Here is a 14587-nt window from a genome sequence, read left to right as displayed (position 1 = left end):
CACACCCGAGACTGGCTTCTCCGGAAACCCCACACCAGTGACCTACCAAGTCAGTGATGTTCGCGGCAACAACACCCAAGCAACAGTAACTGTCACCTACGTACCGGTGGCTGTAAAGGATGAATCGCTGAATAATGTTCAGGGTTCCGCCGTGAAGGTTCCTGTGTTGAACAATGACAAGGGCGACCTTGATCCGACAACCGTGAAACTCATCAACGCTGAGAACAAGGCCGTTACCGAGCTCGTCGTACCGGGTGAAGGCACCTGGACTGTTGACCCCGTAACCGGTGCTGTGACCTTCACACCCGAGACTGGCTTCTCCGGAAACCCCACACCAGTGACCTACCAAGTCAGTGATGTTCGCGGCAACAACACCCAAGCAACAGTAACTGTCACCTACGTACCGGTGGCGGTAAAGCCGTCGTCCCCGGCCACAGGCGCGGTTAGTTCACCGACGCCTGCCCCACAAACCGGCAACGGTAACCTTGCCTCCACGGGCGTTCAGGCATTGAGCCTAGGCGTTGCCGGACTTGCGATAGCAATCATGGGTGCTGTTTTGCTAGTCATCCGACGCCGTCGCACACAGGGCTAGATTAGGAACAGCTAGTCGGATGGGCAATAGTCGGCATAGTCCCTGTTCGGGGGCTGTGCCGACTGTTGCATTTGAGTCGGTTTGCCTTGGTAGGCGTGAGGTGAATTATTTGCTTGGCAGTTTGGACTACTCAAAAGAGCCTGCCATTATTGCAGGATTTCAGCCGGTAGATACGCAGCCAGATGTCGCCGCCGGAGAGCGAGAAATGTGTCCTGCCTAACGGAGACAGTAACTTGCAGCAAGTCAGGGGTCCGTGGTGTTGCCCTCACCATTTCAAGGAATCAACACCCACCATTGGACTCGGGGCGGTGCACTTTCCGGATGCTCTCCGGTGTCAGAGTTTGGGAGGCCGGCAGTTCGGCGAGGGATTGCTGTTCGATCCCAAGATCTGTGTAGAGTGCATGCAGGCTTGCTACCACAGCTCCGACTGCCCCGGAGAAGTCACCCAACGCCGCCGGAACGAGGGCCGGGGAGATGCGAAGGTTGCGCTCCAGCGAGGCTCGATATCGGCCCAGACTCGTCGTCAAGGACTTGGCGATTCCACCTCCCAGAACGATCATCTCCGGTTCGCACGATACTGAAATCGCCGTCAATACGATCATGAGGGCATGGTCAAACTGGGCGCGAAGGGCATGGAGGTGGCCAGTGGCATGCTCGACAAACAACTCAGCGGGATTGTCCAGGGACAGGCCGGCCTCCGCTGCTTGGTGAAGTATCCCCGGGCCGGTGACCAGGTGTTCAAGTCTGGCTCCTAGCGGGCCTACGGGTAGGTGGCCAAACTCGCCGATCAGTCCGTGGTGCCCTTTCAGGACCGTACCGTCGATGGCCAGACTCGCTCCCAAGCCAGTGCCTAGCGTAAGCATGGCTGCGGTCGGGGAGAGTCTGGCTGCGCCGAAGCGCTGCTCCCCGAGGAGAGCTAGGTTTGCGTCGTTGTCTGTCAGGACGGTTAGGTCGACGGCGGTTTCGAACGTTTTCAGGAAGTCGACCCCCTCCACCTGTGGCAAGTGGGTTGCATTGGAAACTGAGCGATCAATCCGGCTGACTGCTCCCGGCAGTCCCAAACAAATGGATTTGACAACGGGCCATTTAGTGCCGCAAGCTGCGCGGACCTCGTCAGCAAGCCAGGCTGCCAGGTCGTCGGCGCCCAGATCCGAAGGAGTCCTGACTTCGCACGCCAGAACGGGATTGGCAATGAGGTCGGCTAGCACAAAACGGGTATTCGAGGCACCGAGATCGATGCCGAGCACATAGGAGCGGTCTGCGACGACATCCAGCAGCACGGCGCGCCTTCCCCTACTCTCGGAGACGATTTCCGAGCCTTCCCGAAGCACGCCCTCAGCGATGAGCAGGTCCACGGCACGAGTCACGGTCGCGGAGGAAATTCCCGTTGCCTCAGCCACTTGCTTCCGGCTGGCCGGGGCCGAACGCAGCACCTCGGTGAGCACTGCGCTTCGGTTCATTGTCCTGGTGCTTTGCACTGTCATGTACCTCCATCGACTTTGAACTCAATATGATTCCAAATTTACCCGACTTCGCCGCATTAGGGAAAATCTTTTCGTAAAATATGGGTTCTGTTCATAAAATTTCACCCAGACCATTGACTTTGGTTGCATCTTGAAATCAAAATAGAGGAATCAAGTCGAGGACGTCCAAGTCCCAAGGTGCTGGAGGGGGTCCGGCAGCTGGACGTAGCAACATCCGTCCCGACAACAAGCTAAGAAAGGTCTAGGAATCCATGGAATCATCAAAGTTTATGCAACGTGGTTCAGCGCAGTGGCTCACCGTCTGCGCGACAGTATTGGTGTTGGCATTGTCCGGTTGCGCCAGCGGACAAAGCGGATCTAGTACAGGGGCCTCGAGTGCAAGTTCCCAGGTCTCTGCACCAAGTCTGGAGTTTGTCGGCCCCAATGGTGAAAAGCCGGGCAAGATCGCGGATCTTGTACTGACAGATGAGGAGAAGGCCAAGGTCAAGACCGGCCACCACAAAGCCGCGTTCGTGTGGCACACATCCTCTGAGTTTGTTTCCGCGGTTGAAAAAGGTGCCCGCGAAGAGTTCCAGGCGCTGGGCATTGACGTTGTCGCCAGCACTCAGGCCAACTTCGACGCCGCAACGCAGGCGAACAACCTTCAAACCGTGTTGGCACTGAACCCGGACATCATCGTGACCATCGCCGTGGACCCTGTTTCAGCGGAAGCGACGTTCAAACCGGCCGTGGACAAGGGCGTCAAGCTCGTCATCATGACGACGCCGCCGGCTAACTACCAGGCGGGGAAGCAGTTCGTTTCAATCGTCACGGAGTCGCTGACCGAGGCTGGGAAGTTCAATGCCACAATGCTGGGGGATGCGCTTGGTGGCCAGGGCGAGATCGGCTACATGTACCATGACGCCGATTTCTGGTTCACTAACCAGCGTGACAAGGCGTTCAAGGCCTGGACGGCGTTCCTCTACCCGAACGAGAAGATCGTTGCCGAGGAAGGGTTCACTGATGAAGCCAAGACCCAGGAGATCGCGGCTGCGATGATCGCCCGCCACCCGGGTATCAAGGGCATCTACGTCCCTTGGGCCACCGCAGCACAGGGTGTGCTGGCGGCACTTCGCGACGCCGGCCGTTCCGACGTCAAGGTCGTAACCAACGATCTTGACGCCACACTTGCAGCAGATATGGCGCGTGACGGCAACGCCGTGGGTCTGGTGGGCAACAGCTCCATCTCTCTCGGCAAGGGCCTGGCCACCGCTTCAGCTTATGGTGTGCTGAACAAGCCCGCCCCTGCACTCGTCGCCACGACACCCACCAAGGTCACCAAAGACAACCTGATCCAGGGCTGGCAGGACGATTACGGCGTCGCGCCGCCGTCGAGCGTGACAGGAAAGTGACTTCCGCCGCTGATTCCGGGCCCGGCTGCTGAGCGCCGGAACGGAGTCAGGAAGGGGCAGGTGGAGGGGCCGAATAACGGTCCCGCCACCTGCCCCGGCAACACCATAAACCCCGCCCAATGGGCACATTTCCAAAGGACTTTCTCACATGGCACAGTTTGTGCAGACCGTACTCGGGCCGGTCGAACCGGGAAAACTCGGTAAGATCCTACACCACGAACACCTCACCTCCCTTGTTCCCGGGCCGTGGCTCTCTGGCGGCCGTCCGGAGACACTCGCTGATCCGCATGACCTGGTGATTGAGCCAAGCGACGCCGTCTATGTGGACGACCAGGTGGCCCAAGCTGTCCGCGCCCTCGGCGGGCTTAGGGCGCTCGGCTTCAACACCGTCGTCGACCTCAGCCCCTACAGCGTGGTGGGCCGTGCGGCATTCGGTGAAAACCTACCGATCCTTCAAGAGATCTCCGAACAGTCCGGGCTGCAAATCGTAGCGGGCAGCTCGGTGTATCTAGAGCCCTACAGCCCGGCCTGGACCGCTGAGGCGTCCCTTGTTCAGATGACGGAGCGGTTCACTCTTGACGTCACCACCGGGATCGGGTCCACCTCGATCAAGGCCGGCATCCTGGGTGAACAGGCCACGGGCTTGAACGAGATCACAGCCCACGAAGAGAAATGTCTGCGGGCTGCCGCTCGTGCCCACAGAGCAACGGGGGTGGCTCTCACCACACACACCACTCACGGGACCATGGCGCTTGAACAAGTCGAGATCCTGAAGGAAGAAGGAGCAGACCTCAGCCGCGTCGTCATCGGACACATGGACATCCAGCCTGAACTGGACTACCTCATACGGGTTCTGGACGCCGGGGTGAATATCGCTTTTGACACGATCGGCAAGGAATTCTGGGACTTTGTGCTGGAACCGTGGCCGGCTCATCCTGCGGAGGGCGAATTCACCAAGCGGGCCTACTACCGCTCCGACACCACCAGGGCCGATAACCTGTCCCAGCTCACGAAGCGGGGTTATGCAGGGCAGCTGTTCCTCTCCCAGGATCTCACCGGGGCCGAGGTCTACCTCAACCCCGCAACCCACGGGGAGTGGGGCTACAACTACCTCGGGGCCGTCTTCATCCCCATGGCGCTTAACCGGGGACTGTCCCCGGCCGACGCGGAGCTGATGCTGCGGGGGAACCCCTTGCGTCTTCTGACCCAAGGGACACCATGAACGCCCGTGCAGAGGATAGGGACATGGAGGCGGTGTACGTGGTGGGCGTTGACCTCGGTGGGACAAAGATTCGGGCGGGCATCGCCGATGCCGCCGGGACGATCCTGGCCGAGCGGAAAGTTGCCACCAACGCGCACGGTGTGGACGTCGTGGATCAGATCGCGGGGCTTGTTCAGGAACTCTGCGTCGACGTCAACGCGCGCACCGACCAAGTTGCCGCAACTGGCGTCGGTGCAGCGGGGGTGCCGGACGGATCCGGAAACACCCTGGCCCAAGCCCCCAACCTTTCGGCCCTGAGGAGCGTCTCGCTCGGCTCGGACCTCGCGGAACGGCTGCGGCATCCGGTAGTCATTGAAAATGATGTCAATGTCTCGGCCCTCGGTGAACTCCACTACGGGGTGGGGCTGGCTCATTCGGACTTCGTTTTCGTCTCAGTCGGCACGGGCATCGGCATGGGCATCGTTGCCGGGGGTCGGCTTGTTCGCGGATCCAGCGGAGCTGCCGGGGAAATCGGCTATCTACCCCTCGGGGCCGACGCCCTGGCCCCGGAAAACCACGTGCGCGGACCACTTGAGGAAGCTGTGGCCGGAGACGCGCTGGACCGCCGTTACCAGGCGGCCTCCGGTCAGCGCCTCTCGACCCGGGAAATCTTCACCAAGGCACGCGGGGGCAACGCAGAAGCGATTGCCGTCCTCGACGACGAGGCCCGGTGGGTCGCGGCAGCCCTCGTGGCCGTCAACGCCATCCTCGATCCGGAAGTTTTCGTGATCGGCGGCGGAATCGGCAGCAGAAAAGACCTGCTTCCGTACATCCAGTTATGGCTGAAGCGCCACGGCGCCTCCCTGGACATCCGCACCAGTGAACTCGGACACCGTGCACCGGTGGCCGGAGCCGTCCTACTCGCCCTTGAGGCAAGCGGCACCGCATCTACTGGCCCCGGACCGACCGGCCCTATACCGAACCACACTACACAGAAAGGACAAGCAAGATGAGCACCACAACTTCGGAAAAACCGAAAGTCCTAGACCAGATCAAAGGGGTGGCCTGGAGCAACTACGTTGTCTATATAGGGTTCATACTGGTCTTCTTATACTTTGCGGTAACGCAGACCGGGATCTTCCTCAACTCGACCAACCTGTTCAACATCGTCATCCAGGCGGCACCGATCACCATCATGGCGATTGGAATGGTCTTCGTACTTGGCACAGGGGAGATCGACCTCTCCATCGGCTCCACGGTTGCACTCTCCGCGCTTACCGCCGCCGTCGTACTTCAAGGAACCGGCCAATGGTGGATCGGCGCCCTGTCCGGCTTGGCCGTAGGCGTCGCCGTCGGCCTCATCAATGGCTTCTTCATCACCGTCGTGCGACTTCCCTCCTTCCTAGTCACCCTGGCCACGATGGGTTTGCTCGCCGGTCTGGCACGCCAGTTGACGAACCTACAATCCGTCCCGGTCACCGACAACGCTTTCGTCTGGCTCTTTGGGGGCGGCGAGCTCATGGGCCTGCCAATCCTGCTGTGGTGGACGGCTGGCGCGGTTCTGGTGGGCTGGCACTTACTGAGGCAACGCCGCTACGGGGCTCACGTTCTTGCAGTGGGAAACAGTGCCTCCGCAGCACGCGTGAGCGGCATCAAGGTCAACCGGGTGCGGTTGATGGTCTTCGTCGGCAGTGCGACGACCGCGGCCCTAGCCGGACTCCTCTACGCGGGACGCCTACACGGAGCTCGCTACACACTCGGAGAGACTGACCTGATGACCGTCATCGCGGCGGCGATAGTGGGTGGAACAAGCCTGTTCGGTGGCAAGGCGACTGTGGTTGGCGCCCTCATCGGCAGCCTCCTGATGAGCATGATCAACAACGGCCTCATCCTCGCCGGGCTAAATGTCTCCCAGCAGATGATCGTTCGCGGCCTCATCATCCTCGTGGCCGTGTCCTTCTCCCTCCGCGGCAAGAAAAACTAGAGAAAGGATCCCGAATGTTCCTCGAACTACTTCGACGACGAAACCCCAATTTCCTCTCCGCCATCGCGAGACTGCACGCTTCAGGTGAGCTGCCAGTGAACTGCTACGCGATCGACCTTGACGCCGTAGAACGCAACGCCGTCGCCTTCGCTGCGGAAGCAGCACGGCTGGGGCTGACAGCGTTTGCGATGACCAAACAGATCGGCCGCAACCCGGACGTCTCCCGGGCCCTCGTCCGCTCCGGCATTACGCACGCCGTAGGAGTCGACCTGCAGTGCGCCGTAGCAGCAGCCTCCGGAAGCCTCCACGTTGGCCATCTGGGCCACCTCGTCCAGATTCCAAGGCACGAGGCGGATCTAGCTGCGTCCCTGGAACCGCTGTACTGGACCGTGTTCAGTGAAGCCAAGGCCCGCGAGGCAGGCGCTGCGGCGCTCAAGCGAGGCCGCGTCCAAGATGTGTTGCTCCGGGTAGTGGCGCCTGGCGACCGCTTCTACACCGGTCATGAGGGAGGCTTCCCGCTGGACCGAATCGTGGAGGCAGCCGACGCCGTCGATGCTATCCCCGGTGCGCGCTTTGCAGGCATCACAACGTTCCCCGCCACACTCTTCGACCCGACTACCGGGACCGCAGTAGCAACGCCGAACCGTGGCACTTTGACGCGGGCCGCTGAACTCCTCGCAGCGGCAGGGCGGACCGGCGTCCAGGTCAATGCCCCGGGGACCACGTCCATCTCGGTGTTGGAGGGACTGGCCCGCGAAGGTGCCACCCAGGTGGAGCCGGGCCACGGGCTAACCGGAAGCACGCCCCTGCATGCTGTCGCTGATCTGGTGGAAGAACCCGCCATCGCGTATGTCAGCGAGGTATCCCACCTCTGGAATGGCAAAGCCTACGTCTTCGGCGGAGGACTCTATGTGGACCCCGTCCTTGGAAACGGCACCACCCGCGCCCTCGTCGTTTCCGCCGGCGAAGACATCGCCGCGGCAACCGCACGGCCCGTTGACATGCCCTCCCCCGAGACCATCGACTACTACGCCACTATTCCCTTGGAACAGTCAGACGTCGCTGAAGGCGACACTGTGATTTTCGGGTTCCGGCCGCAAGTCTTCGTGACACGGGCCCTGACCGCGGCAATCTCCGGAGTATCCACCGGCCACCCCCGAATCGAGGGCGTCTGGGCATCAGACGGTTCCGCACCCCTTTCCCCGGCCCGGCAATGACACACACAGACAGACAGGACAAGATCATGACACTCACGCCTTCAGCAGCCAAGACCGCTGCCTCCGCATCCACCCCGCCCCTCCGGCTTAAGGGCATCCACAAGAACTTCGGCGGCGTCGTCGCCATCAAGACCTTCGACCTCGAAGTCCATCCCGGCGAGATCGTGGCCCTGGTCGGTGACAACGGCGCCGGCAAATCAACTCTGGTCAAGATCATCTCAGGGCTATACCAACCCAGCGACGGTGAGATCTGGCTAAACGGCGAGCAAGTGAATTTCCGTGATGCCTCAGATGCTAGGGACAAAGGCGTTGAAGTTGTCTACCAGGACCTTGCGCTGGTCGAGGACCAGCCCGTCTATATGAACATGTTCCTCGGACGGGAGCTGACAAAGGGCCCACTGCGTATCCTGGATCGCAAGCGCATGGCCAGGCAAACACAGGAACTGGTGGACACCCTCGACGTGCGCATCCCCTCCGCGAAGGCAACCCTCAGCGACCTCTCCGGAGGCCAGCGTCAAGGCATTGCCATCTGCCGCGCCACGCACTGGGCCGGTGGCTTAGTGCTTATGGACGAACCCACAGCCGCCCTGGGCGTTGCCGAAACCGCGAAGGTAGAGGAGGTCATCCTCAAACTCAAGGCCCGGGGCGCGGCCGTTCTCATTGTGAGCCACAACATGGACCAAGTGTTCCGTATCGCTGACCGTGTGTCGGTGCTCCGGCGCGGAACCCAGGTAGGCACCAAGAAACTGGCAGACACCTCCCACAACGAAGTCGTGGCCATGATCACCGGACTCGCCTCTTGACCGACATTGACCGGTCTGAGGCTGGCGCCCACATGCGTGCCGAGATCGCCGAGCAACCCGCGCGCTGGTTGGACCTCCTTGACCATGAACAACCCAGCCTCATGGCCGCCGCTGAACTGATTCGCGGCGTCGATCCGCAGCTGCTGGTGTTCGCAGCACGTGGGTCCAGCGATCACGCCGCCATGTACGGGCAGTACCTGGCACACAACGTCTTGCGCATTCCGGCGATGCTGTCGACACCGAGCACGGTCACAGCCTTCGGAACTAGGCTGAAATACCCCACCTCGATCATGATTGCCGTTTCGCAATCCGGGGAATCGCCAGACCTTCTCGAAACTGCATACGCAGCCAAGCACAGCGGGGTCCTGGTCCTTGCCCTGACCAACAACGAAGGCAGTACCCTGGCTGGCCTGGCGGACCTGCATGTTTGCCTCATGGCCGGCACGGAAATATCGGTGGCGGCCACTAAGACCTATACCGCCGAACTACTTGCCCTGTTCATGGTGCTTACTCTTGCCGCGGGCGGATCCTGGGCGGAAGCGAGGGGCAAGGCCGAGGCAGCAACCGAAGCAGCGGCCAGGGTCATCGATGAAACAAATACGTCCAGCGGAATACTCGCCGAAGCCCTTGCCGATGCTGGCAGGGTCCTGGTGGTCGGACGCGGCTACTCAATGTCGACGGCCAAGGAAGGTGCGCTCAAGCTCATGGAGACGAACGCCATAGCGGCATCGGGCTGGAGTGCTGCGGACGCGACCCACGGGCCGCTGGGCCAGGTGGTCCCGGGGACTCCCGTCATTGCCCTCACAGCCTCACCTGGAGGCCGAGAATCGGTACAGGCATTTGTTGAAGCTTCCCGGAAACTCGGCGGCATGGCCGTCGAGCTTGGGCTACCACGGGGAACCGGCCCCCAAGGCATCGACCCGGCTCTCATCCCCTTGGTTGAGATCATCCCGCTGCAGCAGCTGGCCTTGAACCTGGCTCTGGGCCGGGGGATTAATCCAGATAGGCCTGCAGGGCTGAAAAAGGTCACGAAAACAGTGTGAACGCATTCATTTCCTTCTGAAGCGCCCAAATTCGGACGGAAGCTCGCTGGTCGTTGCCAGGACATGGAAATGCGAGCCACAAACACCGTCCGAGTGTCGGACAACGTCGTGGTGTTCGGCAGTGCGCGCACCCATTGGCGGCATTCATGACTGTCCACAAAAAATCCGGAATCGACCCCGACCTCATGACCGGCAGTGACTAGAAATACGGTCTGCCTCTCTGGACTGGGAGTAGGCATCCCTTTCGGATCATCAGGTGCCATCTAGTACTCCACGCTACCCATGAACTGAAATCCAGCTACTATCGTGGCGAAGGTCGCTTGAAGTGGCGCAAGCGGCCAGGGAAATTCACTCTCTTGTGCCGCGACGGGGAATTGATCCGATTGGGCGGACCGCCGGTAGTAAATGTGAGAGACGCGTGTTTGTTCATAGGGCAATAGAACCTGAGAGCCAAGAACCCACTTCTTTGCCTATGCGCTGCTCGTACTGGTGGAGCCGGGTCTGTGAACAGTTCTTAGGAACCCATGCTGCTATAAGAACCCATCCGGCCCGGGTCTACTCCGGTGGAACACCTTCGTCCGCACCCAGGCCGCGGAATCCTGCCTTGGGCGGCGCCGTTCACCGAGAGCGGGCTTCGGGGCTTCTTCGGCCGTGCCGATGAGGCAGTTGGTCGGAGAGCCTTCTTTGGCTGCCAGAGCTGGCATTCGGGCTACCGTGACTCGCTCCTGCCTAAGGTAGCGTGCTGCTCGTGGCTTCGGACAAGGCATATGTCAGTACCTCCGGAAGCTCGTTAATACCTGTCCGTTCCAGCAATTCAGAAATGTTCTGGGGACGTCGCAAGGTTGTGAAACTGACTCTTCCATCAGCGTCGATATTCGCCCCGTAAACGCCTGGTTCGAGTAGCGAATTGTAATTGAACGGTGTAGAGAAGTAGTAGGCACCGGTATCCAGAAGGGTGATGATGTCACCCTGCTCAAGAGGAGGCAGAAGCCTATTCCGGGCAATGAGATCACCGGCAAAACAGCAGGGTCCAGCGACGTCCTGGGCCACGGGAGCGTCCTGTTTGGTCTTTCCCAGGCCATCGTGCGCCCCGATCCGGATCGGCCACGCCTCGGGCATGAATACGGTACGGGTGGCTACCTGAGCTCCGGCGTGGGTGATGGCTATCCGGCGACCGCCGGAAACTTTCGTGTATTCCACGTGCGCTGCTATGAATCCAAATTTCGCTAGGATGGTTCGACCGAATTCGGTTATGATTTCGTACTGGCCATTGAAGAGAGCAGGTACTGCCCTCTTCAACTCCTGGACATATGGGCCAAAGCTGGATTCCTGGGAGTCACTTTCGAAGTCCACAGGCAGGCCTCCGCCGATGTCGATTGCCGTGATTTGCTGCCGCCCGAGTCTGCGATTGACCTCATCGGCGAAATCAACCACCCGCGAGAGGCCGTCGGCGATAAGTGCCAGAGGGCATCCTTGGGAGCCTACGTGAGCATGTATGCGGGTTAGCCAAGGGTGCTTTCGGTATGCCTCGAACAGCCGCGCCCGGCCGCCCTCATCAGCCAACGCGACTCCGAATTTCGAAGTTGCCCCAGCTGTACTCATGGCTTCGATACCGCCAAGACCCACCTGCGGGTTTATGCGTATTCCGATCTTAGAGAGCGAGGGGGAGGTCGATAGCAACTCGGATATCCGGCCGAGTTCCTGATAGTTGTCTGCATTTATCGCGACTCCTAACAAAAGCGCCTGCCGTAATTCGCGGCTGGTTTTGGCGGGTGAATCGAAGATGATCCGGTCGGGAGAAAACCCTGCGGCAACTGCCTGTGCCAGCTCGCCCTCACTGGCCACTTCGCAGCCCATGCCGAGTTCATTCAGCAAAGCCAGTACTGGGACCAAGCAGCTGGCTTTGGCAGCGAACGCGTGCAGTACCCGGGGGTTTGCAGAGAATTCGCGATGGAGCGCCGCGACGTTCTCCCTCACCCCATCCAGATCAATGAAAGCCGCAACGAGCGCTTCCTCAGGATGCAGCAACCTTTGTGTAACCGCAGCCGTCAGGATGAGCTCCCGCCGCTTAGCTGGTTCTTGATTCTTCACATTGCGCCTCTCGCAAACTTCGAGTTTTGTTCAACAAAGACAAACCTAACGTTCCTGCCATGCTCAGGTCTTCGTGCGCTTTTCCACAGTTTCGGCCCAAAATAGATCCAGCAGCACCAAGTGACGCATAGCTTCTGGTGGTAGCGGTGGTCTGTGTTGTTGGGTTGTTGGTAGCGCTAGTTTGGTGTTCGTGCCTTTCTGTTTTTACGGCGGCGCCTTGGGCTCCGCCGATTCTTTGCAAGGAGGCAAAGATTATGGCTGATTACCGGGCGATTATGACCCTCTGGTTGCAGGGTAGGAGTTATCAGCAGATCGTTGATGCGGTGGGTTGTTCACACCGTGATGTGTCAACGGCACGGAAGGCCCTCGATAACCGGGGTGTAAGCACCGCGGCCTTGGTGGAGTTGTCGGATGCCGAGCTTGCTGGCTGGTTCCCTGACGGGCGCAACAGGGTCACCGCTGGGTATGACCTGCCGGACTTCGCGCAGGTTGTGAGGTCGATGAAGGCAAACCCGCATTTCACCTTGCTGCAGGCTTGACGAACGTATGTGGGATCCCGTTGGGTGTTGAGGAAGTACGGCTATGCGCAGTACTGCCATCTCTTTGGCGGCTATGCGGTGCAAAACGACCTGGTCATCTCGATCAGGCTTGTATAGGCTCCGGGTTTGCCAGGGAACCGGAATGGAACGCCGAGTTCTTTGCTAATGGAGGCGTACACGGCAATTACCATGGCCAGGTTCATGGGATTGCCGAGTCCGATACCGGCCACTACCGAGGGCCGGAGTGCGGACCACGACCACGTTGCGTTGGCCTGTCGGAGTTCGAGGAACTGTTGCTGGTCGACGTTGAACTCCGGCGGCATATGCGGGGGATCATCCTCACGCGCGGGCGTCGAGAAAGCCCCCAGATGGGCGCCGTAAACCTTGTACCCTTGCATCAAGCTGATGTGCTCCAAATTCGGGGCCACCGGTTCAATCGCGTCTACGACATTGGTGAGCATCGCCAGATTCGGCGGTACCAGCTCCGCCCAACTGGCCCGATCCTGGTAGGCAGCGTAAAAAACATGCGTGACCTCGGTCAGGCTGGAGAGTTTCAGGATGGTGTCTTCCTTGTCCAGGAGATCAACAGCGATATGCCGAACTGATCCCTGGCTGGTGCCTCCCCGCCGCGACAGTCCTATGACCTCCCACCCGCCATCACGGTCGAGGTGCTCGATAAGATTGCCGCCGATCACACCCCGTGCTCCGACGACTAATGCAGTTCTCGTTGCCATGAAATTTCCTTCATCGTAAAAACGTGATTTGACGATCTAAGTAATACCACATAATCGTAAAATCGCGATATAGCGATTTCAGGGTATGCTGGAGGTATGGGAGAACTTAGTGACGATCAGCTGGTGAGTGCGTTCAAAGCGCTCGGCCACCCAACTCGCTTGGCGATTCTGGGTTGGCTCAAGGATGGCAATTCATTTCCTCCGCAGGATCGCCCAGCGGAAGAAGTTGGAGTGTGTTTGAAGCACATTCAAGCTCGTGCAGAGGTGTCCCAGTCCACCGCTTCTCAGTTCATGGCGACGTTGCAACGCGCGGACCTTGTGATCTGTACTCGCATCGGCCAGTTCTCCCACTACCGACGCAACGAGCAGACCATCGCCATGCTTAGCAAGGCCGTCGGGGCCGACGTCTAGGTGCCCGGATCGCCATAAGATCCCCTACAACCGCAGACAAGTTGGTGTTCTGGCAGACGCCCGCAAGCCGAACCCTGTTCGGGCCCATACCTGGGACACCTTGGACCAGTGGGCTTTTGTATGAGCGTTAGGCATCTTTCCTTGCTAGGTAATGCTCGACGATCGGCCACCAATGCCGGTCAGACAACTCGATTCGGGCACGGTCGACTCCAAACCACTCGCCGTCAACAATCGGTTGGGCGGTGTCGGCGACCAGAAATACGGGCACGTGAGCCCATGGAACAGGGTAGGTGTAGCTGGAGTTGGGATTAGGGACGACATTTCGAATAAATCCAATGCATTGGGCAGCGACGTCGGTTTGCTCGAAGATTTCCCATATCAGTCCCGAAGTACCGATGGATAGGGACTCGCCATCGGATCCGTTCCACAAATAACGCGTCGGGAGATTTGGACCTCTGGTTGTTGGAACACAGAAGAATTCCGGCTCATGGCCTGGCGTCCGTCGGATGTGGAGCAGTCTTGTGACGATTGCCGGCTCTGTGGCAGGCAAGTTATTCCCCACCCATACTTCTGCTGAGCTGCCAGGCGGCAACCACGGGGCTCCAACATTAACGTCAATCTGCTGCAGGTCGGTCATTGATTCATCCTACGGGGGTTGAAACCTGCGTTCGAAGCGTCAACCCGTCCCGAAAGGGGGTGTCCCGTATAGACGTTGGCAAAGTGTCCCGCAAGCCGGTCCCTCACCGGGACGAGTGCCGACGACTTATGCAATATTCGAATCTGTGTAGTTCCGCAGGCGTCGCATTCCCGTATACCGTGCCCTAGAAAAAGCCCGGTCATGGGAGGTTATATGGGACATCTCTCGGCTTCGAATTCAGGCGAGTGCTCGACGTTCCCGGCAGGTTCTGATCCCGAGCTTTCAGCGACTATCAAGATCACCGGAAAGTCCCGCAGTCACCCCCGCCGATGATGTTTCGACGTTGCCTCCTGTTCGGGTGTTTGTGGGATTTGGATGCATTCATCAACCGTTGCGACGCGTATTGCTACCGCAGCGAGAGGGCATGCAGGCGCGCGTTTCGTGATCTCAGGCCATTGCA

14 protein-coding genes are annotated in these 14587 nt (G+C 59.7%); 10 read left to right on the top strand and 4 right to left on the bottom strand.

Annotation, left to right across the window (positions count from 1 at the left end; all coding sequences use genetic code 11):
- The coding region (locus ACX80Q_RS18230) for an Ig-like domain-containing protein (protein ID WP_459331957.1) at window positions 1-592 on the top strand (592 nt) is incomplete at its 5' end.
- Window positions 593-873: 281 nt separating this feature from the next.
- On the opposite strand, the gene ACX80Q_RS18225 is transcribed toward ACX80Q_RS18230, so the two are convergent.
- Window positions 874-2052: an ROK family protein gene (locus ACX80Q_RS18225; RefSeq protein ID WP_459331956.1), complete on the bottom strand. Its 1179-nt coding sequence runs from the start codon at window positions 2050-2052 to the stop codon at window positions 874-876.
- A gap of 275 nt (window positions 2053-2327) precedes the next feature.
- Here ACX80Q_RS18225 and ACX80Q_RS18220 point away from each other — a divergent pair, with 275 nt between their 5' ends.
- From ACX80Q_RS18220 to ACX80Q_RS18190, 7 genes are all read left to right on the top strand, one after another.
- Window positions 2328-3467, top strand: coding sequence for a substrate-binding domain-containing protein (locus ACX80Q_RS18220; RefSeq protein ID WP_459331955.1), 1140 nt, complete (start codon window positions 2328-2330; stop codon window positions 3465-3467).
- Between the two features lie 148 nt (window positions 3468-3615).
- Window positions 3616-4689 (top strand): phosphotriesterase family protein, encoded by a 1074-nt coding sequence (locus tag ACX80Q_RS18215; RefSeq protein ID WP_459331954.1) that lies wholly within the window; start codon window positions 3616-3618, stop codon window positions 4687-4689.
- The gene (locus tag ACX80Q_RS18210) at window positions 4686-5681 is read left to right on the top strand and encodes an ROK family protein (RefSeq protein ID WP_459331953.1); all 996 of its coding nucleotides are present in this window, start codon (window positions 4686-4688) and stop codon (window positions 5679-5681) included. The genes ACX80Q_RS18215 and ACX80Q_RS18210 overlap by 4 nt, the downstream gene beginning before the upstream one ends.
- On the top strand, window positions 5678-6652 hold the full coding sequence (locus ACX80Q_RS18205) for an ABC transporter permease (RefSeq protein WP_459331952.1): 975 nt from the start codon (window positions 5678-5680) through the stop codon (window positions 6650-6652). Before ACX80Q_RS18210 ends, ACX80Q_RS18205 begins: the two co-directional genes overlap by 4 nt.
- A gap of 14 nt (window positions 6653-6666) precedes the next feature.
- Window positions 6667-7869: an alanine racemase gene (locus tag ACX80Q_RS18200; RefSeq protein WP_459331951.1), complete on the top strand. Its 1203-nt coding sequence runs from the start codon at window positions 6667-6669 to the stop codon at window positions 7867-7869.
- A 26-nt stretch (window positions 7870-7895) separates the two neighbouring features.
- Window positions 7896-8672, top strand: a complete 777-nt coding sequence (locus ACX80Q_RS18195) for an ATP-binding cassette domain-containing protein (RefSeq protein ID WP_459331950.1) — start codon at window positions 7896-7898, stop codon at window positions 8670-8672.
- Window positions 8669-9715: an SIS domain-containing protein gene (locus ACX80Q_RS18190; RefSeq protein ID WP_459331949.1), complete on the top strand. Its 1047-nt coding sequence runs from the start codon at window positions 8669-8671 to the stop codon at window positions 9713-9715. Before ACX80Q_RS18195 ends, ACX80Q_RS18190 begins: the two co-directional genes overlap by 4 nt.
- A gap of 729 nt (window positions 9716-10444) precedes the next feature.
- On the opposite strand, the gene ACX80Q_RS18185 is transcribed toward ACX80Q_RS18190, so the two are convergent.
- Window positions 10445-11806 (bottom strand): type III PLP-dependent enzyme domain-containing protein, encoded by a 1362-nt coding sequence (locus ACX80Q_RS18185; RefSeq protein WP_459331948.1) that lies wholly within the window; start codon window positions 11804-11806, stop codon window positions 10445-10447.
- Window positions 11807-12060: 254 nt separating this feature from the next.
- On the opposite strand from ACX80Q_RS18185, the gene ACX80Q_RS18180 reads away from it, so the two are divergent.
- Window positions 12061-12345 carry a hypothetical protein gene (locus ACX80Q_RS18180; RefSeq protein ID WP_459331947.1) on the top strand — a complete coding sequence of 95 codons (285 nt, stop codon included), beginning with the start codon at window positions 12061-12063 and terminating at the stop codon, window positions 12343-12345.
- Window positions 12346-12416: 71 nt separating this feature from the next.
- Here the strand turns inward: ACX80Q_RS18180 and ACX80Q_RS18175 are convergent, their stop codons facing one another.
- Entirely contained in the window at window positions 12417-13079 is a 663-nt protein-coding gene (locus ACX80Q_RS18175; RefSeq protein WP_459331946.1) for an SDR family oxidoreductase, read from the bottom strand.
- Between the two features lie 96 nt (window positions 13080-13175).
- Here ACX80Q_RS18175 and ACX80Q_RS18170 point away from each other — a divergent pair, with 96 nt between their 5' ends.
- A complete protein-coding gene (locus tag ACX80Q_RS18170; protein WP_459331945.1) occupies window positions 13176-13490 on the top strand; it encodes an ArsR/SmtB family transcription factor in 315 nt (104 codons plus the stop codon).
- Window positions 13491-13617: 127 nt separating this feature from the next.
- On the opposite strand, the gene ACX80Q_RS18165 is transcribed toward ACX80Q_RS18170, so the two are convergent.
- Window positions 13618-14127: a hypothetical protein gene (locus ACX80Q_RS18165; protein ID WP_459331944.1), complete on the bottom strand. Its 510-nt coding sequence runs from the start codon at window positions 14125-14127 to the stop codon at window positions 13618-13620.
- Between the last annotated feature and the right edge of the window lie 460 nt (window positions 14128-14587).

The sequence above is a fragment of the Arthrobacter sp. HLT1-20 genome, assembly GCF_054510895.1.
Note: the sequence above shows the minus strand (reverse complement) of the source record. Positions and strands in the feature narration are given on the sequence as shown.